The sequence below is a fragment of the Paenibacillus sp. FSL L8-0641 genome, from assembly GCF_038006265.1.
Lineage (GTDB): Bacteria > Bacillota > Bacilli > Paenibacillales > Paenibacillaceae > Paenibacillus > Paenibacillus polymyxa_D.
In genome coordinates this window covers 367485-390573 of record NZ_JBBOUW010000001.1, presented here as the reverse complement: position 1 = coordinate 390573, position 23089 = coordinate 367485, and the positions used below count along the sequence as shown (strand labels likewise).

The 23089-nt window shown below is 44.8% G+C and carries 24 protein-coding genes; 7 read left to right on the top strand and 17 right to left on the bottom strand.

Features of this window, described 5'->3' with window-relative positions:
* The first annotated feature begins 75 nt into the window (after positions 1-75).
* Positions 76-1080, top strand: coding sequence for a LacI family DNA-binding transcriptional regulator (locus MKY16_RS01695; protein ID WP_029516849.1), 1005 nt, complete (start codon positions 76-78; stop codon positions 1078-1080).
* Between the two features lie 93 nt (positions 1081-1173).
* Here the strand turns inward: MKY16_RS01695 and MKY16_RS01690 are convergent, their stop codons facing one another.
* From MKY16_RS01690 to MKY16_RS01665, 6 genes are all read right to left on the bottom strand, one after another.
* Complete coding sequence (locus tag MKY16_RS01690; protein WP_340953849.1) at positions 1174-1851, bottom strand: hypothetical protein; 678 nt, start codon at positions 1849-1851, stop codon at positions 1174-1176.
* Between the two features lie 93 nt (positions 1852-1944).
* Positions 1945-3165 carry a stalk domain-containing protein gene (locus MKY16_RS01685; protein ID WP_340953847.1) on the bottom strand — a complete coding sequence of 407 codons (1221 nt, stop codon included), beginning with the start codon at positions 3163-3165 and terminating at the stop codon, positions 1945-1947.
* A gap of 333 nt (positions 3166-3498) precedes the next feature.
* The gene (locus MKY16_RS01680; RefSeq protein ID WP_061830717.1) at positions 3499-3984 is read right to left on the bottom strand and encodes a CcdC protein domain-containing protein; all 486 of its coding nucleotides are present in this window, start codon (positions 3982-3984) and stop codon (positions 3499-3501) included.
* A gap of 43 nt (positions 3985-4027) precedes the next feature.
* A complete protein-coding gene (locus tag MKY16_RS01675; RefSeq protein WP_209949939.1) occupies positions 4028-4795 on the bottom strand; it encodes an ABC-2 transporter permease in 768 nt (255 codons plus the stop codon).
* Complete coding sequence (locus tag MKY16_RS01670; RefSeq protein ID WP_209949938.1) at positions 4792-5505, bottom strand: ABC transporter ATP-binding protein; 714 nt, start codon at positions 5503-5505, stop codon at positions 4792-4794. The genes MKY16_RS01675 and MKY16_RS01670 overlap by 4 nt, the downstream gene beginning before the upstream one ends.
* Entirely contained in the window at positions 5502-5915 is a 414-nt protein-coding gene (locus tag MKY16_RS01665; RefSeq protein WP_103048456.1) for a GntR family transcriptional regulator, read from the bottom strand. The genes MKY16_RS01670 and MKY16_RS01665 overlap by 4 nt, the downstream gene beginning before the upstream one ends.
* A 213-nt stretch (positions 5916-6128) precedes the next feature.
* Here MKY16_RS01665 and MKY16_RS01660 point away from each other — a divergent pair, with 213 nt between their 5' ends.
* Both MKY16_RS01660 and MKY16_RS01655 read left to right on the top strand, forming a co-directional pair.
* The gene (locus tag MKY16_RS01660; protein ID WP_340953840.1) at positions 6129-6698 is read left to right on the top strand and encodes a hypothetical protein; all 570 of its coding nucleotides are present in this window, start codon (positions 6129-6131) and stop codon (positions 6696-6698) included.
* Between the two features lie 205 nt (positions 6699-6903).
* The gene (locus MKY16_RS01655; RefSeq protein ID WP_340953837.1) at positions 6904-7449 is read left to right on the top strand and encodes a GNAT family N-acetyltransferase; all 546 of its coding nucleotides are present in this window, start codon (positions 6904-6906) and stop codon (positions 7447-7449) included.
* 50 nt (positions 7450-7499) lie between these two features.
* Here MKY16_RS01655 and MKY16_RS01650 read toward each other — a convergent pair whose 3' ends face one another.
* Positions 7500-7832: a hypothetical protein gene (locus tag MKY16_RS01650; RefSeq protein ID WP_029516858.1), complete on the bottom strand. Its 333-nt coding sequence runs from the start codon at positions 7830-7832 to the stop codon at positions 7500-7502.
* A gap of 187 nt (positions 7833-8019) precedes the next feature.
* Here MKY16_RS01650 and MKY16_RS01645 point away from each other — a divergent pair, with 187 nt between their 5' ends.
* The gene (locus MKY16_RS01645) at positions 8020-8841 is read left to right on the top strand and encodes an alpha/beta fold hydrolase (RefSeq protein ID WP_340953835.1); all 822 of its coding nucleotides are present in this window, start codon (positions 8020-8022) and stop codon (positions 8839-8841) included.
* A 105-nt stretch (positions 8842-8946) separates the two neighbouring features.
* Here MKY16_RS01645 and MKY16_RS01640 read toward each other — a convergent pair whose 3' ends face one another.
* The 3 genes from MKY16_RS01640 to MKY16_RS01630 all read right to left on the bottom strand — a co-directional run bounded on the left by MKY16_RS01640 (position 8947) and on the right by MKY16_RS01630 (position 12316).
* Positions 8947-9162 (bottom strand): cold-shock protein, encoded by a 216-nt coding sequence (locus MKY16_RS01640; RefSeq protein WP_013308357.1) that lies wholly within the window; start codon positions 9160-9162, stop codon positions 8947-8949.
* A 131-nt stretch (positions 9163-9293) separates the two neighbouring features.
* On the bottom strand, positions 9294-9494 hold the full coding sequence (locus tag MKY16_RS01635; protein WP_007428290.1) for a cold-shock protein: 201 nt from the start codon (positions 9492-9494) through the stop codon (positions 9294-9296).
* A gap of 386 nt (positions 9495-9880) precedes the next feature.
* Complete coding sequence (locus MKY16_RS01630; protein WP_340953832.1) at positions 9881-12316, bottom strand: LamG-like jellyroll fold domain-containing protein; 2436 nt, start codon at positions 12314-12316, stop codon at positions 9881-9883.
* A gap of 430 nt (positions 12317-12746) precedes the next feature.
* On the opposite strand from MKY16_RS01630, the gene MKY16_RS01625 reads away from it, so the two are divergent.
* Positions 12747-13091, top strand: a complete 345-nt coding sequence (locus MKY16_RS01625; RefSeq protein WP_318628183.1) for a DUF805 domain-containing protein — start codon at positions 12747-12749, stop codon at positions 13089-13091.
* A gap of 319 nt (positions 13092-13410) precedes the next feature.
* Positions 13411-13809, top strand: coding sequence for a hypothetical protein (locus tag MKY16_RS01620; RefSeq protein WP_029516862.1), 399 nt, complete (start codon positions 13411-13413; stop codon positions 13807-13809).
* A 128-nt stretch (positions 13810-13937) separates the two neighbouring features.
* Here the strand turns inward: MKY16_RS01620 and pyk are convergent, their stop codons facing one another.
* Complete coding sequence (gene pyk, locus MKY16_RS01615) at positions 13938-15353, bottom strand: pyruvate kinase (RefSeq protein ID WP_029516863.1); 1416 nt, start codon at positions 15351-15353, stop codon at positions 13938-13940.
* Between the two features lie 179 nt (positions 15354-15532).
* On the opposite strand from pyk, the gene MKY16_RS01610 reads away from it, so the two are divergent.
* Positions 15533-16321, top strand: coding sequence for a helix-turn-helix domain-containing protein (locus MKY16_RS01610; RefSeq protein WP_028541943.1), 789 nt, complete (start codon positions 15533-15535; stop codon positions 16319-16321).
* Positions 16322-16418: 97 nt separating this feature from the next.
* Here MKY16_RS01610 and MKY16_RS01605 read toward each other — a convergent pair whose 3' ends face one another.
* The 6 genes from MKY16_RS01605 to MKY16_RS01580 all read right to left on the bottom strand — a co-directional run bounded on the left by MKY16_RS01605 (position 16419) and on the right by MKY16_RS01580 (position 23063).
* Positions 16419-16823: a hypothetical protein gene (locus tag MKY16_RS01605; protein ID WP_069010127.1), complete on the bottom strand. Its 405-nt coding sequence runs from the start codon at positions 16821-16823 to the stop codon at positions 16419-16421.
* Positions 16820-17455 (bottom strand): hypothetical protein, encoded by a 636-nt coding sequence (locus MKY16_RS01600; protein WP_340953829.1) that lies wholly within the window; start codon positions 17453-17455, stop codon positions 16820-16822. Before MKY16_RS01600 ends, MKY16_RS01605 begins: the two co-directional genes overlap by 4 nt.
* Positions 17456-17886: 431 nt before the next feature.
* A complete protein-coding gene (locus MKY16_RS01595; RefSeq protein WP_029516869.1) occupies positions 17887-19305 on the bottom strand; it encodes a sucrose-specific PTS transporter subunit IIBC in 1419 nt (472 codons plus the stop codon).
* Between the two features lie 67 nt (positions 19306-19372).
* Complete coding sequence (locus MKY16_RS01590; RefSeq protein WP_340953827.1) at positions 19373-20848, bottom strand: glycoside hydrolase family 32 protein; 1476 nt, start codon at positions 20846-20848, stop codon at positions 19373-19375.
* A gap of 181 nt (positions 20849-21029) precedes the next feature.
* Positions 21030-22052: a LacI family DNA-binding transcriptional regulator gene (locus MKY16_RS01585; RefSeq protein WP_165149230.1), complete on the bottom strand. Its 1023-nt coding sequence runs from the start codon at positions 22050-22052 to the stop codon at positions 21030-21032.
* Between the two features lie 168 nt (positions 22053-22220).
* Positions 22221-23063 (bottom strand): aldo/keto reductase, encoded by an 843-nt coding sequence (locus MKY16_RS01580; RefSeq protein ID WP_039274230.1) that lies wholly within the window; start codon positions 23061-23063, stop codon positions 22221-22223.
* Positions 23064-23089: the final 26 nt, after the last annotated feature.

Sequence of the window (23089 nt, the reverse complement as noted above, 5' to 3'; positions counted from 1 at the left end):
ACATTTGGAATAGATATGTGGTTAATAATGAATATACAATAGCAATGATAAGACGGACGACAAGGAGGTGACGATGTGGTCAGCATTAAAGATATCGCCAAACAGGCGGGCGTTTCCATATCTACCGTTTCATATGCCTTGAATGGTAGCGATAAGGTAACAGAAGAAACTTGCGCACGTATTTTAGCCATTGCCAAAGAGCTTAACTATGTGCCCAATGCCGCCGCACGTAATCTCAAGAAAAGGCAGACCAAAATTATTGGCGTTTTCCTAACTGATTTTCGTGGAGACGTTTATGGAGATTTACTGTACGGCATCAAGGAAATTTTGAACCGCAAGGGCTATGATCTCATCGTATGTAGCGGTAAGCAGTCTCACCGAATGCTGCCGGAACGCATGATTGACGGCGCCATTGTGCTGGATCAGACGTTTGAAAGTCAGGAGCTACTGAACTACGCCGAGCGAGGACATAAAGTTGTCGTGTTGGACCGTGAACTGAATCATCCTAACATTAACCAGGTGCTGCTGGATAACAAAGCAGGCGCCGCTCTCGCCATAGAACATCTATTGGAATTGGGACACCGTAAGCTTTATGTGGTTACCGGACCAGAAGGTTCTTACGATTCATGGCAACGGATGCAGGCGGTCAAGCAGACCATTGAGCGTAGCGGCGTCGCTGAAATGATTGAAATTTACGGCGATTTTGAGAAATCGGGCGGCGAACAGGCGGCGGAAATCATTTTGCAGCAACAAGTTGGCCCGGGTTTAGAACCTGTAGCCGTATTTTGTCTCAATGATGAAATGGCAGTGGGCTTTTACAATCGAATGGCTCAGTCAGAGCTGACGATTGGCAAGGATATTCATATCGTCGGCTTTGATAATATCGAGCTGGCGCAATATATTCAGCCCCGTCTGACAACGATTGACTACTCCAAACGTAAATGGGGCGCTGTAGCTGCCGAACAAGTTCTCAAAATCATTGCCGGGGAAGACGTGGAGCATGAACGTTTATACGTTACGCTTGTCCAAAGAGAATCAGCAGGCGCAGTATTCATCACCCAAGATCAACAGAATCTGTGATGAGCAACGCAGAAGTAACCTGCTCGCCGACCTCCAAAAAAAGAACTTCCACAGTCCCAGTACACGGGTTGGAAGTTCTTTTGGTTATACTTTTTAACCTAACAAGTCCTCAATTGAATTCGACAACGACCGTAAGGGATTACCAACCGTTTGCCCCGTCTCCAGCTCCACTTGTAACGCAGCATCAACCATAGACAACTGTGCTACAGCCAGCCCTCTGCTTGGATCAGCCTCCCTTAGCTCATACAGCGAACGAACCAGCAGTTCCTTATACTCGTCTTCACGTCCCTGCATAATCAATTCAAAAGCGTCCTCCACCACCTTGACCTCTATCCAAGAAGAGATATCCGGTTTGCCTAACAGAGCAGCCGTATGATAAAGACGCCTCATCGTTCCCTCTACAGTAGCCGGATTCGTGAATACCAAGGTCCGTGGCAGCAAATCATCGCATATCTCATGAAAAAAGGGCTCATCCAGCGCAATTACTGGTGTAGACAGGGGCAATTGAGCCTTTTCTGCCAAAACAATATAATTCGTGCACGTTATCAAAATAACGTCTATGTCGCTTTGAGCAATCCATCTCAGTTGCTCTTCTACCTTGCGACTGGCATCGTCCGCAGAAAAATGCGGGTCTGACGAGATCCGGCGCATAAGCCCAGGGTCCACAAAATGTATCAGCTCCACCTCATAAGAAGCCAAAGCTCGTTCCACATAGGCTATGTTCGAGTGATGTGCATGCAGGCAGCCCACACGTTGCTTCAAGCCTTCCATCGTCCAACCTCCTGTTATAAGTTTGCATCATTTTAACAGGAAGAGGACGATTAGGAAAGCATGCCAATCAGGCCTTACTCCAAACGCACTTTTTTAAAACTTGCCGTTTGTATTTTTCCACTCTGTTTTAGCTGGAACCTCCTGAACTACGTCCCAATGTTCCGCTACCTTGCCGTTCTCTACCCGGAACAGATCATAGACAGCGGCTGAAGTTCCCTTAGGCGATGTCAACTCACTCACAACCAGCACGAAGTTGCCTTCTCCGATGACCATGTGAACCTGATCATATCCAAAAGAAGCTCCTTGGCTTCCCGCTGCGGAAAATGCTTGCTTCAATTTGGATACACCGTCACCAAAAAGAGGGTTATGCTGAATGTACTGATCACCATTATAATAACTTTCCAATGCAGCACGATTTTTGCCAACTAGGACATCATCCACAAACTTGCGGATTAGCGCTTTGTTGGTCTCCGTTTGGTTGAGATCCGCGAGTTGTGTTGTTCCATCAATCATGGTGTGTCCGCTTGAATTGACTGGAGCCGAGTCCTGCACGTTGTCCCAATGCTCAACAATTTTACCATTGCTATCGAAGCGGAAAATATCAAAAGCAATGCTTGTTTTCCCTGCAATGGACTTTTTATAATGTACTGCTACAACATTGCCATCCTGAATAACCCGCTGGATTTCAACAAGCACATTGGCTCCCTTTGATTGGCTAATCCCTTGCAAAAAGGCATCTCTCCCGCTAGCAAAGCTCGGATTATGCTGAATGTACTGATCCTTGCTGATCCAAGCCTCAGCTGCTTTCGTATCGCCCGTTTCAAAGCTCTTCAGAATCTCTACAACCTTATCCTTATTGCTCACCCCGATTTGCAAGGTCTGGCTGGCCGGGTCCCAAATCACTTGCTTGCCCCACGCTTCTTTGACGACATCAACCGGTACATAGGTTACCCCTTGCTTGGTCAAGATGGTCGAGGTGGACAGTGGCACCTTAATCCCGTTGATTTGCGCTTCCGGACTGCCAGACACCAGTACAACCGTCGCCTGATCATATCGGATGGTCGTGCTTTGTCGCGCCGTATTGAATGTAATATGCTTGGCATCCAACGGAATTCCCAAACTGGAGGCCAATTGTCTCAGGGGAATTAAGACCTGCTTATTTCTCACGATAGGTGCAATTTTGTAAGCCTCCTTCTTGCCATCTACCCAAACCTGAATACCCGTATCAGATTTCACCTCGGCCGCTAAAGCCGGTACAGCAGAAGACAGAACAAGCAAACCAGCGAGTGCAGCAGTAACCGTATGTTTTTTCATGACTGTAAGCCCCTCTCAACCTGTAAAATAGAATATGAATACAATTCCTTTTTATGTAACTAATAAAGTTACACCTAATCACAAAAAAGCAATTTTTCCCCGCATACCTAACTTTAAACCCCATTTAAATCTTTTGAAACCTCAATAACCCCCCCTTTCAAAATTTATATTTGTACTGCTACAATGCAAGCCACAAGCCTTAGAATAAAGGATATGGGGTGCAATAACAATGTGTGATAACTTGCTAATGCCGAAACTCAAAAAAGCGGCTCCTATCGGCAAGCGAATGAACGCTTTTTGAATAGTAAGCCGCTGTTAACCCCATTGCTATTGTTATACGGATAACGTTCTCCGAAACTTGATAAAGCTGCCGATTCGCCAGATCGAGATATACACCAACGCCATCGTAATCGCCAGCATGCTAATTTCGGTCGTACCCAAACTACTGAGATACTGGGTCAAAACGACGCGAATCAAGATAATAGCGATAATAATATATTTAAAATATTGGTTCGGCTTGGGATAAATAAGACCGTCATCCCGTCTTTCATACGCTGTATGCAGCAAGATAACATAGCCAAACAGAGCCCCTAATAGCCCGGCAACCAGCAGTTCCCAAAAGGCGGGAAGGGCGTACGTTTGACCGGGAATATGCATTAATTGGTACACAGACATCATCATAAGCGGGAATGCGATAAACAAGGGGAGCAGAATCCGGATTCCATTTCCTTTTACCGGTCCCCTTCGTCTCTTGGTCCTTAACCAGATCATCAGCCCCACCAAAACAGCCATCAATACATATATAAATATCGTCGTCATGGTGTAGTAACTCCTTCCTTATAGATCCTGTAGATACGCTAGCCTAAATCGACAGTTTTTTCTCCAGCAGATACGCGCTCAAGCGGATTAATACATATGCAGCAACCCAACTCATCAACACCGCAATCGGGAAATGCCAGGTAAATGGAAACCATTGTCCTGTTTGAGCATGGTCAAACTGCTCATAAAGCCCCTGATCGCCCGACCAATAAAAGACACTCCCGCCACCCATCAAAAGAATCCACAGTATCGGGTTAAGCGGCCTCAAGGTGCTGTATTTGGTACTGGCCGTCAATAGACCCAGCGCAATAACCAACGGCGTGAAGGCGATAATCATCACAAACCAGTTCAATCCGGCTACAATAAAAGACGCTGCATCCGCAAACGTATAAGGCTGTATGGTTGATGAGATGAACAACGCGTACAGAGAACCCACCACAAACAGAAGCAATATTACGACCATGGTTTGTAAAATAGCCGCAATCCATTTGGCGCTAATCAGCCATATGCGCGGATAGGGAAGGGTCAGCCACCATCCGTAGGTGTCATTTTCCCATTCTCTTCTCAAACTTCCCACACCCATGAAAATGATCATGTACGGCAAGCCCAGGGTGACATACCACAGCCTTGTCAATTCGAGCTGGTTGTGAAGTGCGAAGTACAAGGAAATAGCGAACGCCGCAATTAGAAATAATGAGAAATATACGAGTCTCCACGATCTCGGTAGTCGATTGCGGCCCTGCTTTCTCCAGCTTCCTTTATTTCGAAATTCATGGCGTATCAAATCTTTGAACAGCCCTGATGAATTCACGCCTTCCACTCCTTTTTGTACAAATTGCGGAACACCTGATTCAGCGAGCCATGCTCTGCACGCAGATCATCCGAATCACCAGACCATATGATCCGTCCGCGGTCCATCATGACCGTGTAGTCAAACAAGCCTTCCACTTCCTGAATATCATGCGTGCTAATAAGTATAGACTGCTGCCGACCCTCCAAATAATCAATAATCCCGGCTACAATCGCCTCTCTAGAGAGAACATCAATACCCGCAAACGGTTCATCCAGGATCATGAGTGGAACCTCACGTGCCAGACATAAAATCAGTAGCACACGTGCCTCCTGGCCGCGACTCAGCCCAGTCATTTTAAGTTCCAGCTCCACGTCCATATGATCAGCAAGTTTATACGCGTCTTTTATATTGAAACCAGGCAAAAAAGACTTCCCCCATTCCAGCGTCTGCTGAACTGTATGATTGGGGTACCAGCGTGCTCGGTCAGGAAGATAGGATATATCCCGGTTGGTTTCCCAACCAGGCTGTCGGCCCAACACCTGAAGCTCGCCCCCATCTGGCTGAATCAATCCGGTGATTGCTCGAAAGAAGCTGGACTTCCCACAGCCATTGGGTCCAAGCACGCCTACAATACGTCCTGCCGGAATGATGACATCTAATTGATCTAGTGCTTTTTTACTGCCGTATTGCTTCACCAGATGATTCGCAACCACAACAGACTCCGTCATGCCTTATCGCCTCCTTCCTTGTCATTTCCGGCCTGTTTGCTTCGTATATATTGCTGTACATCTTCCCACGATAACCCCAGGCTACTCATCTGTCCGAGAAACTGATCTATATACGTTATAGCCAATTGTTCCCGAAAGCTGGCAATCCGTTCACTGGACGAAGTAACATAAGTGCCTAACCCGCGCCGCTTCTCAGTCAATCCGTCCCGCTCCAGCTCCTGATATGCCCGCATCACGGTATTCGGATTCATGCGTAATTCCTGCGCCAAATCACGAACAGATGGCATTTTGCTTCCCATTTCGATCTCCCCTTTAGCAATGGAGCTTCGTACTTGATTTAATATTTGTTCATATAATGGCTGGCTAAAGTCAATTAAAAATCGGAACGAGCCAACCCGTTGCTCTTCCATGGGTGTTTCCCCCTAATCGGCTGAATCTTCCGTGCCTGAAGTGTATTATATCACTTAATACACGTAATACAAGTTTATTTTAGCTGAAATTTTAGTCATGCCACCCAAATTTCATTCAGTAAATGCTCAGCTTGCGCTCAGATAGCATTCAAGTTGATCCCTTATGATGTATCACGTACCAAACAAACCATAAATGAAAGGTGGAAAATGAAGATGAAGAGCACCAAGAAAGCAATTTTGGCTGGAACGATGGCCTTGGCATTTTTAGGAGGCGGGGCATTGTACTCCACAAGCGCAGCCCATGCTGCTTCAACTACACCTGAGAAGGCTCCCCTTGCAGACAAAGCACAGGCACCTAAGGGTAACCCAGGCGATGCTAACGGCCCTAAAATCGCAGGAGGAAACTATGCTGAGAACAAAGCTCTCCTGAAATTATTAAAATTATCCTCCAGTCAATTGGATACACAGCTGAAAGCAGGTAAATCCCTTGCTACAATCGCCAAAGCACAAGGCGTAAGTGTAAATTCTGTTATTGATGTGATGGTTTCGAATATGAAAGCGAAACTGGCTACGGAAAAACAAAACGGCAAGATTACGGCAACTGAATATAACCAACGCGTCTCTAATCTAAAACAAATGATGACAGATATGGTGAATGGCGTGAAACCATCCAAACCACCAGTAGATGGCGGTAAAGCGGATGCAGGTAAAACTCCTGCTCAAGGAGATGCCAAGGCTCCTGCTAAAACCAATGCAGCTAAAGCCTCTACTAAGCAGAAATAGCTACAGCTCCCGTTTGGGCACATCCACTCATGTATAATAAACCTCCGTCCGGCTTCCCTGTACGGATAGAGACGACAATAAGCCTGTCCCCTGCTGCGATACAACAGAAGAAGACAGGCTTATTTATCATGTAAATAAGATAATATGGTAGACTAACATGATCCAGAATTCATTTTTCACTCTAATCCATAAAAAGGAGAACGTAATGAAAATAAGTCAACAGGAATTTGATATGCAAGGAATGCGCTATACGGTCAGATCTGCCATGATTCAAGATGCGAAGAATTTGTCTGAAATCCGCTTGCTGATTGATGGAGAAACTGAAAATTTAGACAGAGAGAAGGGAGAAGCATTTATAAGTACATCCGGTTTTGAACAGCTCATCGAAACGGATACAGAGAATAACAGAAACCTATTTTTAGTTGCAGTAGTTCATGATAAAATCGTCGGATTTTCAAGATGTGAGGGCCATGTTCTGAGCAGATTCTCTCATAAAGTTGAATTCGGCGTATGTGTACTAAAGGATTTTTGGAGTTACGGGATCGGGACGAATCTTTTAAAAAAATCTATTTCCTGGGCTGACTCCAATGGCATCAAGAAAATGACTCTACAAGTTTTGGAAACGAATGATAAAGCCATTGAGCTTTATAAAAAACATGGTTTTGAAATCGAAGGGTTATTAAAAAACGATAAGGTTCTTTCAGATGGCAAATACTACAACACCATTATCATGGGGAGATTTCATAAATAAAAAAAGACCCTGTTCAACAGGATCTTTCATCTTCGTATCAATCACTTACCCTAGTAGCGATAATCATCATAAGGATTGCGATTACGATACTGATCACGCGGCTGCTGAGCTGCGGTAATCATCAAAAATATGCCTGAGAGCAAATGCATCAACCAGCCCACAATCGGAATCCATCCAATAACCGAGGTCACGATCCCTAAAATAGATCCATAATAAGACTCTCTATTCGTCACCGATAGTACCAACGTAACAATGTGGAAAATCAGCATAAAGAACAATATAGTATACGCGGAATTTACGACGAGTAGCCCGCCCAAAACGGGAATAGCTAAAAATAGCTCCAATCCGCCTGTAATCCATTTTAATGTTTTTGATGGTGTCATTGTTCCACTCTCCCGATGCTGTTTCATTCCATAATTATATCCTATCCCTATACAGGAAGACATACATTTTTTAACATACTATATGCTTATATCGTGACAGTCCCATCCCTTTCTCGAATGAGCTAAGCCCTGGCTACATATATGTGAGAGAGAACGAAATTCCGTGATTTCTAAAGGGGTGAACACGATGGGATATTATATTGAGGTGGAACGCGGCGTGAAGCTGTATGTCGAGGATATTGGAGAAGGCATCCCTGTTCTGATGGTGCACGGCTGGCCGCTGGATCGCCGAATGTACGAATACCAGGCCGCCTTGTTGCCTGCTTACGGGTATCGCTGTATTCAGGTTGACCTTAGGGGGTTCGGCAAGTCTGATCGACCATGGCATGGATACAATTATGATCGATTGGCAGACGATCTGCTGGCTGTGATGCAGGCACTTCAGTTAAACCAGGTACGGCTGATCGGGTTTTCCATGGGGGGAGCTGTGGTTACACGCTACATGAGCAGGCACCGGGGATTTGGCGTCAATCAGTTGATCCTGATCGGAGCAGCTACGCCTCGATTCACCCCAACCAGCGACTTTCCTTATGGTACTCCTGTCACAGAGGTAGATAAACTCATCAAACAAGCCTATACAGATCGTCCACAACTGGTAACTTCTTTTGGCGAAATGTTGTTTGCTAATCCCGTCAGCCAGAGCTTACGCGACTGGTTACGTGACCAGGGCTTTGCGGCAACAGTTCATAGCATGGCTTGTACTTTGTACTCACTACGTGACTCTGATTTGCGCCCTGATTTGCCATGTATACACGTGCCCACCTGGATTCTACACGGCAAGCTGGATCGGGTCTGTCCTTTCCCCCTGGCTGTCCAAACTCAAAAAGGAATTGCCGGATCAAGACTTATTCCTTTCGAACGAAGCGGCCACGGTGTGTTTTACGAAGCGCTACCCGAATTTAACTCTATCTTACTGAGCATACTAGCCCCATCCTCCGCACATAATTGAAAACCTGTTCATCCTTATGTATAATTTATATTTATAAAAAACAAAAAAGACGCCTCAGCGCCGTTAATGGCTATGGGGCATCTTTCACTACAAACATTTATCCGCTTAGGATTGTTTGGTATGGTTGAAGCTCGTATTATTTAAAACAGCCAGCTTTTTCTCGCCCTTCACCATGGCAGAACCGCAAATGGGGCATGTCGGCTCGACAGAAAAAGCGAAGTTATCTCGCATCCAGCCGTTACATGTATCGCTGGCGCAATTCCAGACAGTTGTAATTTCCTCAGGAATCTCATCCATTGGCTTTTTCCGTGAATTGTACATAAACATCCCTCTTTCTTCATGATTTATAAAGCGATAAGATGTAATCAGTTCAAAAACGGTCTTATGAACAGATAAAAACAAATGCCCCAAACGCTATGTTCGGGGCATCTGAAGTAGGCTGTAATTTAAAATTACAGTTTTACAACGTTCTCAGCTTGTGGTCCACGGTTTCCTTCAACTACGTTGAATTCTACGCGTTGGCCTTCGTCCAAAGATTTGAAACCTTCGCCTTGGATTGCGGAGAAATGTACGAATACGTCGCTTCCACCTTCAACCTCGATGAAACCGAAACCTTTTTCTGCGTTAAACCATTTAACTGTACCTGTTTGCATGGAATTACCTCCAAAATGTATTTATATGACCTTTATTTTTTACAAATAAAAATTCACATATTGCACAAGGTTATTTCAACCTAAAACAATAGCCCTCTACAATATGCGAATCTCAGGTCACAATCTCAATATACTCATATTACCATAAGTGTATTGAAAACGCAAGCACTGGTGAATTTAATTTATGCAGAGTGCTTATGTTCTCTATTGCTGCTTCAAAGCTGTGTTCATTCGGCGGGAGCGAGTCATTAACGCCTACTTAAAACATTATATCCGCAGTTGCTACCTATTATACCAGCAATCAAGAAATAAATATACAAAACATTGCGCAGGAGACGAACTTCTTAATAAAAGCCCATCTCCTGCGTTTATTTGCTTATTTTGAACTACAATTCTGCCAGTGCTTTAATTTCCTCTGCTGTCAGCGCTTTGTTATACAATTGAACTTCATCCAGGCTGCCATTGAAGTAAGCATCGGCGGCAAAGCGGCTTTTGCCGAGATAAGCCTCGCTCGTCAGCAACTCATTGGGATTAAAGGTAATACCGTCATTAACAGCTACTTCCTCACCATTTACATACAATTTCCCTGTATTCCCTTCCAGTGTAACCGCTACATGTGTCCACTGGTTTAGCGGTAATGATGATTTGGAAAGCAAGCTTTGATCCGTACCTTCATGGATTGTAAACTGGAGTACATCGCTACCTTGGGAAGGGGTAAGAAACATATGCCGGGCTTGGCCGTTGCCGAAGTCAAAAATCCGTTGCCAAGCTGCACCGCCCTTCCAGTTCACCCAAGCGGAAAAGGTAAAATCCTTCGCATCTGTTACTGTATTTGGTAGTTGCACGTAACCATCCTTACCGTTTAGGACAAGCGCACCGCCAAGCTTCCCGTCTTTATCCCATGCAGCACCACCATAGGTCTTACCATCAAATTGATTGTATGTGCTGTCGACAACCGTAGTTCCTTGATCTTCATTCCACGAATAGCGTGCGAGCTGAGGACCTTGGGCCTGCCCGGGAACAATGGCTGTAAAGCTTTTCTTAGCGGTGGCTTTGTCCTTTTTAATGGTCGCCGTCAATGTAACTTTTACAGGCTGAGAACCGGCTTCTGGACGGTATACATCACCTGTCACAGAAATATTCTCCGGGTGGGTGGACTCCCATGAAATAGTGGTATCTTGTGCTGCTTGAGTAGGTAGCGTCAGATTATAAAGAACATTGCTCGTATCGCCCAGACTAAGGTCCTTCTGCACAGCAGTTACAATCTTGCTGGCCTTCAGGTCAGGCTTTAGCGAACCCCATACCGCAACACCCTTGGAGGACAACGCGGTAAAAGCAAGCGTCTTGGCACCTGTGTCTGGATCACGGTGCCGCAGGAATACACCTTTGTACTTCGTGCCCTCTGCTGTAATTTCCAACTGATTGTCTGCCCCCAACTTCCATGTACCGTTCACTCCACCAGACAGTTTGCCACCGCGATCCAGATTGACGATAACAGCTTGCTTAATATTTGCCGAAATTTCCTTTCCATGATTTACATACGAGTATTGACCGAGGACATCCTTTTCTGACAGCCTTTTCAGTGAATCCTCATCTCCCGAATAACGATAAGGAGCAACCACAGGCCAACCGTCAGCGTTCATGAACATTTCATGTACCCGCACTTCAAACTGTTCGCCTCTCCCAGGGAAACGTGAATGAAAAATGACAAAATGCTTTTTCGTCTTGGGATCATAATAAGCCGAGTTGTGTCCGGGCGACACATAGCCTGCACCCAGTCCTGTACCCGGATCACCAATTTCTCTTGGAATCAGGTAATTACCTATCAGTTTGACACCGTATGGTTCAATGGAAGCGTCATCAAAAAGTGGTTTGTCCGGATTCGCCTTGACCTTGATCATATCGTTGCCTTCAGCATCGTAGAAAGGACCATCCGGTGTTTTGGACCGAGCCACCCGCAGGTTGTATCCGCCATCCGCTGACAATCCACCATACGATAGGAACAAGTAATAGTAGTCCGTTTGCGGACTGTATTGTATGTACGGCCCTTCCATACGAGCATGGTTGCCGCCTGTCAGCTTTTTCCCGTAGCCTTGACCTGGGAGCGGCTTCCCTGTTTTTTCATCCATCTGCATAATGAAGATGCCTCCTGAGTAGGAGCCATATACCATCCACAGCTTGCCGTTCTTATCGTAAAAGGTGTCCGGGTCCACGGCGTTCGGATGCTTGGTTGCGTCATAGATCGCCCCATCCTCACTCGGTTGGTCCCACATACCGGATTTTAGAAAAATCCCTTTATTCTTATACGGCCCTTCAATTTTATCAGCAACTGCTAGGCCCATTGCTGAACGCGGGGAGTCACCTTTACAAGCGTTATAATACATATAGAACTTGCCATCTGCCAGTTGAATGACATCAGCTGCCCACAGCGTGTCCGTCTGTGCCCAATCCAGCGCTTCCTTTAATTCTTCTTTGACGTTGGGAATCAATGCATTACCATTCGCCACTCCTGTAGCAATCGTATCCCAATTCATGAGGTCTTTGGACTTGGCAGCCGCCAGATGGGAGCCAAAAATGTAAAAGGTGTCTTTTACTTTCAGGATGGATGGATCATGTACGGAAGTCTCCTTGAAAGAGACAGCCTTTTTACTTTGAATTGAAAAGTTTTCTAGGTCTTGAGCTTGAAGGGAAGTTTGCCCCACATTTTGAATTCCATCTGTATCTAAATTGAGTGTTTGCTCGGCGCCTACCAAAGAAGCAGGCAACAACAGCGCACCTGCGAGTGAAGCTGCCGTTACTTTACGAACAAATAAATGCTTCATAAATTAATCTCCTCTCGTTTTGAACATCCCTGATAACATAAAACAATTTTGGGAAAGCGGTCAGGATTATGTTTGTATTAACTTCTTCGCCCTCGAATTTAAAGTTACTTATCCCTCCTGTCCAATTTAAAGCGCTTTCAATAGATTTGAAAAATAAAAGCACCTTCTGTTAAGAAGGCCTATTCAAACCCGACGGTTAACCGTACCTCTATATTATTCAATGGATATGGAAAATTCAATATGTAATTTTATATTTTTATAAATTATTCACTGTATTATTAATTATAATAAATGTATTGCTTTAATTCCTAGTTTAAAGTTATAATTTGACAAGTAAAATTCTATATGTTACCTGCCGATATATTTAAAAACAACTGTTTTATGATGATTATAATACAAATATTTACATTTTATGAGGAGGTGAAAATATATGCAATGGTATTTAAACGGATTAAAAAACTATGTAGGATTCCAAGGTAGAGCAAGACGTACCGAATATTGGATGTTTGTTCTATTTAGCGTAATTGCCAGCTTTATAGTCGGTCTGATCGATGGTCTTGTGGGCTTAACTCCGATATTGACGTACATTTACTCTCTGGCAGTCTTGCTGCCATCCTTGGCCGTTCTGGCCCGTAGACTGCATGATACAGGCAGAAGCGGATGGTGGATTCTAATCGCTCTGATTCCTCTTGTAGGGTCAATTATTTTGATTGTATTCGCATGCCAAGACAGTCAGCCTAACGACAATAAATATGGAAAAAACCCTAAATTGTAATGGTTGTAGTTGTCTAAAAACCTCCTTCACTTTTGTGAAGGAGGTTTTTTTCATATCCGGCAGAATTCAAAGGGTAAAATTACTTCCATTATTCACATCCGTGAATTTTTTTAGCTTTACCTGTTTACATTCTCCTCTTTTAGTTTATTTTAAACGAGTATTAAGCTGGCACTAAGATTGGGTGTGTATGATGTATATTAGAATCTGGTAACTACATAAGCCGGATCGGCTAAAGGCATAAACATTACTCCCGTTGGATATCCATATAAGGCTCCACTCTGTCAGAAATTGAATGAAACACAAAGGAGATTTTACACTTATGAATCGAAAACGAATGTTGGTCATCTGTACACTGTTGCTGGCGTTGTCTATTGGGCAATCTTCTACTTGGGGAAGTCGGGCTAATGCTGCTACACTGGCTCCAGAGAGAGCCCCTCAGGTACAGGATAATGAAGCTTCCAAGGATGATGAACTGTTGAAAACATTGGGCGCATCCTCGGATGAGCAATTATATGAAGCGTTGTATAACGGTCAAACCTTGGCAGATATTGCACACACCAATAATCAGGATGCACAGGCTGTCGTTGATTTACAAGTAGCTCAGTTAACGGAGCAGTTGGATCAACGACTGGCTAATAAGAGCATTACGCCTGAGCAATATCAAGCCCATAAAGCAGAATTGACACAAGTCGTTGCTAAAAGTGTGTTCGGGCTGTAAGTCAGTGACGTACGTGGCCAGCTATACGCCGTAGTTCATGACACCCTCAGAGGTGCTTCTTAATTCATGTCAAAAAGGCGCTCCCCCGACGGGATGGCGCCTTTTTGCTGTCTATATTTTGTTGTAAATTACACTTGGTATACTCGGATCAAGTTAGTGGTGCCCGCCTCAGCGACTGGAACACCCGCCGACAGGACTACAGTGTCACCTTTATGGATATATCCTGCATTCAGAGCGTTACGGATGGAGGATTCGAACATTTCATCCGTTGTAGCTACTTTATCCCCTTTGATCGGGAACACACCGGATAACAGGCAAATTTTAGCGAATACCGTATTATTCGGAGTAACCGCAATAATAGGCGCCTTCGGACGATATTTGGATACCATACGTGCCGTGAATCCACTGGCAGTCGAGGTAATAATCGCTTTGGCATCCAGCTCCAGAGACGAACTTACCGCACCCTGACTAATCACTTCGGTAATGTTGGTGCTCTGACGTGCTCTGCGCTTATCGAACTGCTCCTGATAATCCAATTGTGATTCTGCACTGGCAGCTACCGCAGCCATGGTCCGTACAGACTCGACAGGATATTTACCTGCAGCAGATTCACCTGACAGCATAACAACATCGGCTCCTTGCATAACGGCATTAAACACGTCACTAACTTCAGCTCTCGTCGGACGCGGGTTCACCTGCATGGATTCCAGCATGTGGGTAGCTACGATAACGGGCTTGCCGACCAGATTACACTTGTCGATCATTTCTTTTTGCATCACAGGCACATCTTGAATCGGCACCTCGACGCCCAGATCGCCACGGGCTACCATAATGCCATCGGAAGCTTCGATAATATCATCCAAGTTTTCCATGCCTTCAGCATTTTCAATTTTGGAATAAATTTGTACATGCTCCGCATGATGTCCCTTCAAAATCTCACGGATTTCACGGATATCGTCGCCTTTACGCACAAAAGAAGCCGCAATAAGCTCAACGCGCTGCTCCACCCCAAATTGGATGTGTCTCACATCTCGCTCCGTCACGCCTGGAAGGGTTGTATGAATCCCTGGCAGGTTTACACCTTTTCTCGGCTTCAAAATACCGCCGCTTACAATATTACAAATCATTTCCGTACCTTCGATGGAGGTTACAGTCAGATCAACCAAACCGTCGTCAATGAGAATGCGGTCGCCTGGTTTGATGTCCTTCGGCATATCCGGGTAATTCACTGAAATACGATGCTCGTCCCCTAGAATCTCTTCTGTGGTCAGAATGAGCTGGCTACCTGGCTTCAGCAGACAAGATGCCTCTCTCAGCTTGCCAATCCGTATTTCCGGTCCTTTAATATCCATCATGACAGGGATAAAGGTATTCATTTCCTTCGCAGCCTGACGCACATTTTCGATACGTTTAACGTGATCTTCCAGCTCACCGTGAGCCATATTCAAGCGGGCTACAGTCATACCAGCCTGGATCATTTCTTTTAACAAATGAATGGAGTCACAGGCAGGTCCCATAGTACAAATAATTTTCGTTTTAAGCATAGTAATGTCATCCTCCTGAATGTCTTTACTGTATGGTTTTCTATTCCACTTTGCTTCTCTATCTACATTAAACTTATATGGCTCTATTCTACCTGTACCCGTGCACCAAGACTATGAACTATAGTATGATGAATGTACTACAGTATAATGAATGTTGAAGACATCGGGGAGTGAGTTTCGTGATTACATTGGTAGATATACGGCAGGACAACGGAGTGGACTGGTATGAAAAGGCTAGTGCAAATAGCGACAACGATGACTTACTGTTCATTTTGGTCACCTTTGGCAAATGTGTATATTGGGTGAACGATTGCAAATTCATTCTCGGTAAGGGTGAAACACTGCTTTTACCCGGTCATCTGGATTACTATGGCAAGAGCATTCCTACGCTTTTTCATACCAAGTATGTGATACATTGCCGCAAAACATGTACGAACAGCACACTTCCCATACTGAATACCGACAAGCCGTTGTTGATCAAACCTGGATGCTACGATATGCTGCATGAACGGATCAAATCGATGTACTATCAATGGACTGAACACCCAAGCTACTACACCATGATGGCTGACTGTCTGCTGACCGAGGCCATGATATATATGAATCAGGAATGGGACAAAGGCGCCATTTCTTGCGATCGAGAGCGACATGTGGAACATATGAAACAGTATATCCAGAACCACTACCGGGAAAAGGTGACCAAGGAGGAGCTTGGCGACGCCATCCGTAAAACCCCCAATTATGCCGCGACGCTGCTGCGTGAGGTAACACGCCAAACGATCAGTGAGCATGTACATACGCAACGTATTAAAACCGCCATCTACATGCTGACCGAGTCCCGGCTAACGATTCGTGAAATTTCGGAGTATGTGGGATATAGTGATGTTTCCTATTTTCATCGGATCTTCAAACGGTTAACAGGCTGCTCGCCGTCCGAATTTCTGGATGAACGTTCCTCCATCGTTTAGAACTACAGAAATAGGACTATGGGAAGATGATACGAAGCAATTTTGAATTTGAAGCTAGAAAAAAGAACGCTCATTTTTTTGAGCGTTCCTGGGAAAATCAGTTTTCTTCCTCTTTTTTTTCGTAGGTGAAATTTCTTAAAATGACCTGTTTTGTTTTAGAAGTTATTTCTTCTCCCTTATTATCCAAATTTGCAACCTGATCGCTTTGGTACTTGTTTGGAACCTTAACGGGATAAAAATCTCCGTGCTCAGTTAACAGGACATGGGGTTGTTTAGATTCAGCTAGATGAGTTAGTTCTTTCTTTCTCTCTGGTGAGAGCTGGTTAGAATCATCGGTTGCCTTAGTCTCAGTTTTGGTTACACTGGTTTTAGAATCGCCGGTTACCTTAACCTCAGTTTTAATTTCATTAGCAAAAGTTTGGCTTTGAATGACGGTTATAACCCCTCCGATAAGAACAGTTAGACCTAAGACAACAACACTTGTTCTTAATCGCTTGTTCACACGCACACACCTCCCTTCTCAAAAGATGTATTACGTATTTTAGAAAATATTAGTATTATAACGAGTTCATAAAAAACATAATAATCGTGGTTAAGTACCATTACCTGATATTCTCCAAAACCTGGAGCTTTAATTTGAAAATCCCTATTTTCATCTGTATATCTTCCATAAACGGCAAAAACCTCTCCCAAATAATTTTTGTTCACAAGCAGGTAACCTACTTCAGGGCTGGACCAAGAACTACCATCTGCCCATTGTACTACATGGAAATTCAGGATAGCTGCGTTATTAACCGAAAACTTATTAGAGTAAACAGCCCCATCGTCTCGAGAATGGTGACTAAATGACCATGCTCCCAATGACATAGGAGAAATCTTTTGATCGAGTTGAGTCTTTTCTTTTTCAACAGCAATTGATTCTATGGGTTTCGCATTTTTGATAACTTCATTATATTCTTCAGGCGTCAAACCGCTCAATAGTGAATTCGAATTAGCAATTGAAGAATATGGTGGGAATAGAGACGATGAAGAAGATTCTTTAGCCGATGAAGAGGAATCTGCGTAGGAGCTTGTAGGGCTCAATCCGATGGCTACCAGCATGACAACTAGCATAGTTACAAGAAATTTTTTCACGAATAATTGCCTCTCAAATACTAAATTTTAACAACATTTATATAATAACACACAAAATACCCATAGTGTACATATTATTGTAATTTTTACCTCATTGACACAATATTTCGTCTCCTTCCGGAAGTCTGACAGATAAAAATGGACAATCATTCAGCATGAAGGGAGCATTTTCAGTCTATTGGGCGTTTAAAAATGGACTAACGTCCAAAGTCCATTTCATTGAGATGCTCTGAAACCATTGCGTTATGAGCCGACTGTTGGCCAAAGCCAAATTACGTATCCGGATACGTAATGATAAAGTCTATAAAAAACGGTCTCCCCACCTGGAAGCTTCTCTAGCATCCCTTTTCAACAAGGGCCTAGAGCGCTCCAAAGTAGGGCGACCGTTATAGTTCATTTATATGCGAATCTGTGCTTATTCCGAAATCATATTAAGTTGAAGAACCCGCTGTTTTGACCTCTTCCAGCATTTTATCGTTATAGCCAAACATCCAGGTCAGGACAAAGGCTACAACCATAGCAGCCAAGTTCGCCAAAATGTAAAGCGGAAGCTGATGGTTCATGTAGAGCAACGTGCCTGGAATGACTGTAACTGCCATACCTGTAGCCGCCAAATGGAAGAGTGAAGCGATAAAACCGCCAACCGCACCACCGATAAGCCCCATGACAAAAGGCTTCATGTATCTCAGGTTGACCCCGAAAATAGCCGGTTCCGTAATCCCCAGAAAAGCAGACAACGAGGAAGGAAGTGCTAACGCTTTTAGCTTGCTATTCTTCGTTTTCAGTCCAACCGCCAGACAGGCAGCACCTTGAGCAGCCATAGCGCAGGTAATGATGGCGTTAAAGGCGTTCGCGCCGTTCTTTTCAAGCAGTTGAATCTCCAAGAAATTAAAGATATGATGCACACCTGTAACAACGATAATCTGATGCAAGAAACCGATGACAATCCCTGCAATACCGAAAGGCAAATCCAGCACAAACGTTGTTCCGTGCAGCACCCATTCTTCGAGTGAATGGAAAATCGGACCGATGGCAAACAATCCCAAAGTGATCATGATCAACAGTGTTAAAAACGGTGTGAGAATCAAATCTAGCGCTTCAGGCACCCGTTTGCGCAGCGCCCGCTCCAGCTTGGCTCCGATCAAGCCCACGAAGAAAGCTGGCAATACCGAGCCTTGATAGCCCACCACAGGAATGAATCCGAACATCGTCAACGGGTGGGCTGAACCGTCCGCAACACTATAAGCGTTGGGCAAGGCTGGATTTACCAGCATCAGACCGAGAACGATACCCAGCACTGGACTACCACCGAATACTCTAAAGGCTGACCATGCGACTAACGCTGGCAGAAAAGCAAAGGCCGTATCTGTTAATACTTGTGTGTACAATAGAAAATTGGGTGAAATGTCCTGTGGCGTCATGCCAAGTAGAGCGAGAATTTGCGGCTGAGTGAGCAAGCCACGTAGCCCCATGAACAGCCCTGTAGCGACCAGCACAGGAATAATCGGTACAAACACATCACCAAAGGTACGGATGGAGCGCTGGAAGACGTTCCCTTCCTTTTTCGCCTGACTCTTCACCTCTTCTTTAGATGAACCAGTCACGCCAAGCTTTTCAACCTCTTCGAAAATTCGATTTACCGTACCTGTACCAAAAATAATCTGATATTGCCCGGAATTGAAGAAAGCACCCTTGACCTTGTCGATCTCCTCAACTTTTTTCTGATCAATTTTCTCCTTGTCATGCACCATAATCCGCAAGCGCGTCGCGCAATGAGCAAAAGATGCAATATTTTCTTGCCCACCGATTGCCTGGATCACTTCTTTAGCTATTTCTCTGTTCTCCGCCATGATGTTCATCCTCTCGTTGATTCCGTTATGTTTGATGATTAACGATCCACTTGATGTTTTAGCCTACTCATGTAAAATCCCATTTCACCGCCTGGAAGAGAGCCTCTCCCTTGTCGGCAAAAAAGCGTATTTCGTCACTCTCTGGATGCGGAAAAATACGACTGGTGAACACCTCTTCCCCATCATTGACGAAAATCTCAACTGAAGACGCATCTACAAACAAATGAAGTTTGATATGATCTTTATCCCATGAACACTGCCGTATCTCACCATACGAAGTGGCTACAGGCTCACCTGATTGCGAACGATCCAATACTAGTTTGCGACTGATGGCATCATATTTAATTACCGTTTTCTCAGTCTCACTCGCACGGAATTCAATACCAAACATCTTAGCGCTTAAAAGATCTACCTCACAGATCAGCTCATAGGCCGTACCTGTAAATCCTTCATAGGTTTTGCTCTCTGAGAATAACGTGTCAGCTACCCGATCCTCACGATTTCTGCGTAGCGTAGTCAGCTCAGGAATTGGCCGCTGCAAGAGTTTGCCCTCATGAAGCGTAAGCTCCCTTGGTAATGTCAGACAATGAGCCCATCCGTTCGGATCTGTGGGATAGTCGATATCCGGCAGACCCATCCATGCCACCATAATACGCCGCCCCTGCGGGTCAATCATCGTCTGTGGCGCATAGAAGTCAAAGCCTCTGTCGAGCTCGTGGAATGCGCCGTGCTCCAGTATTTTTGTACCGGTATCTAACGGCTTGCCGATTACGTAGCCCGATTGATAAATATTGTGATTTTCATCCCCGGAAGGCTCCAAGCCCTGAGGAGAAAAGATCAAGACACCTGCTTCGTTCAGTTCAAAATAATCCGGACATTCCCACATGTAGCCAAACGACTCCAGCCCTGTGCACAATTCTCCCTCAAACTCCCATGAATGAAGGTCGGTTGATCGGTAGAGGACGGCGCAGCCTGTTAAATTCGTTCTTTGGGCACCAATCACACAGTAAAAGCTATCGCCGTCTTTCCATAGCTTGGGATCACGAAAATGGTCTGTATACCCTTCTGGCACATTGGAAATAACGGGGTGCTCCCATTTAGTAATGCGACCGTTCTCGTCCATAACAGCCATGCATTGATAAGGATGTCTGATCCAATCTTCATCTCGTGCATTTCCCGTATACAGCATATATAATTTGCCCTCATGCTCCAGTGCGCTGCCTGAGTAAGCCCCATGTGAATCAAAATAATCCCCAGGTGCAATGCCAATACCCGCACTATTCCATGTGGCCAAATCTCTGGATTTCAAATGATACCAGTATTTCATCCCATGATCCGTTCCGAGTGGAAACCACTGATAAAATAAGTGGTATTCACCTTGGTAATACGAAAAGCCATTAGGGTCATTGAGCAAACCTGTCGGTGGCTGGATATGAAACGCCTGCCGCCAGTGACATTGCTCCACTTTCTCCTCCAAGCTGGCTATTTCACCGGGCTCTGCCTGCTCGATCACTCGATACTTTTGTTCTCTTGTCATTTTCATAGTTGTACCTCATTTTTATTAAAACTTCGCCTCAGGAACCGGTTCCAAATTAGTGAAAAAAATATTCTTTCGGAACCGGTTCCCATACGATTAAAAAAATGCTCATCCATGGATTTGCAACCGATTCCATTTATGTCCGTATACTATGGAACCGGTTTCGAAGAAATTATAATCCACTTGTTCAGCGTTTGTCAACGCTTTCTCTTTCGATAAGGGAATAATTCATGACCGTCACTTTTTCTACCGATTTATGTTCTACCAGCCGCATAATATTTTGCGCTGCTACACGTCCAGCATCCATATACGGATATTGAACGGTTGTCAGCGCAGGGTGAATGACCTCCGTAATATCGTATCCCCCAAAGCCAGTTACCGACAAATCCGACGGAATGACAATCCCTCTGGAATAAGCCGCATTGATTACGCCCAGCGCAATATTATCCGTAGCACACACCATTAACGTTGGCTTGAAATTGTCCAAAATAGCGGATGCAGCAATTCGTGCATCGGACATTTTAAATCCGGTCTCATAGTATCTGATATCATACCCTGCTGCTTGCATCGCATCGTCCGTACGAGACTCAGTAGGCAATGCATCGCGTACAGCCTGCCTAAAGCCCTCCTTGCGCTGCACACCGACGGCAACATCCTTTTCAGTAACACCAACGTAGGCAATTTCGCGGTGTCCCTGAGACAAAACGTACGTGCCAATATCATATCCTGCACGATAGTCATCATGGATAAGGCTATGAAGCTGCTCGTGCTGCTGGCCCACCAGCAACACTGGAATACCGATGTCACGAATCGCGGTCAGATGGTCGTCTGTAATTTGAGCAGCCAGCAAAATGATACCCGAAATCTTTTGTCGGCCCAGCTCATAAATGGCTTCGATTTCACGCTGTACATCCTGGCTCGTATTGGAGATCAGCATCTGATAATGCTGAGAACGCAGTTCCTCATCAATCCCCATCAGCGTATGGGATGTCGCAAAAGAATCCAGACGCGGCACAACGGTGCCGATAATGTTGGTCCGCTTCGCCTTAAGACTCTGGGCAAAGGCATTGGGCACATAGCCCGTGGCTTTAACCACTTTTTCAATTTTTCGTTTCGTATCCACGCTGACAGACCCGCCGTTCAAAAAACGGGATACCGTGCTCTTGGATACACCAGCCATTTGGGCTATATCTGCAATTGTCTTATTCATGAAGTCCCCCGGAGATTTTTCGTATTCACAAGCTTCCAAAACGTCTCTTTTCACATAACCCTATAATACCATATGGCGGGATTGGATTGCTGTGGCTCCAGACCCATCATGCACAAAACGCCGTCCCTTCAGTGAAGAAGGAAACGGCGTCTCATGATGAACGTAATTTTAAAAATCAAAGTTATCCGGATCTGGACCTACCCGAAGATCGGCATTTAACGCCTGAATTCGATCCATATCCTCGCGCGTCAGTTCGAAGTCAAAAATATCGGCATTTTCGACGATCCGATGCGCCTTGGTAGACTTGGGAATGGTGACAACTCCCTGCTGCACATCCCAGCGTAAAATCACTTGCGCCACCGATTTACCGTACTTGGTCGCTATGTCTTGCAGTACCGGATGATCCAGCAATTGGCCTTGCATTAACGGGGACCAGGCTTCCATTTGAATGTCGTTCTTTTGACAGAATTGCAACAGCTCGGTTTGGGTTAATTGTGGATGGAACTCCACCTGATTGATCATTGGCTTGATTTCAGCATCTTTCATGAGATCTTCCAAATGATGAATCTGGAAGTTGCTGACTCCAATTGCCTTAATCCGTCCTTCTTTATACAAGGATTCCAACGCTCTCCAAGCTTCTTTATACTTTCCCTGAACTGGCCAATGAATCAGATATAGATCCAGGTATTCCAGACCCAGCTTATCCAGACTGGCTTCATAAGCTGCTCGTGTCTCTTCATAGCCTAAATCTGCATTCCACACTTTGGACGTGACGAACAGTTCTTCTCTGGACAGATTATTTTCCTGAAGGGCTTCCTGAATAGCCTGCCCTACACTGCTTTCATTCGCATAGATTGCAGCTGTATCTATACTGCGGTAGCCATGCTTCACAGCAGCCTTTATAGCATCGACCAGCTCCGAACCTTCCTCCACTTTAAATACCCCGATGCCAAACCAAGGCATACGAACTCCGTTGTTTAACAATGTTGTGCTTTGTAAGTTTTGTGTCATTTTGTATCTTCCTCTCTATTTTTTAA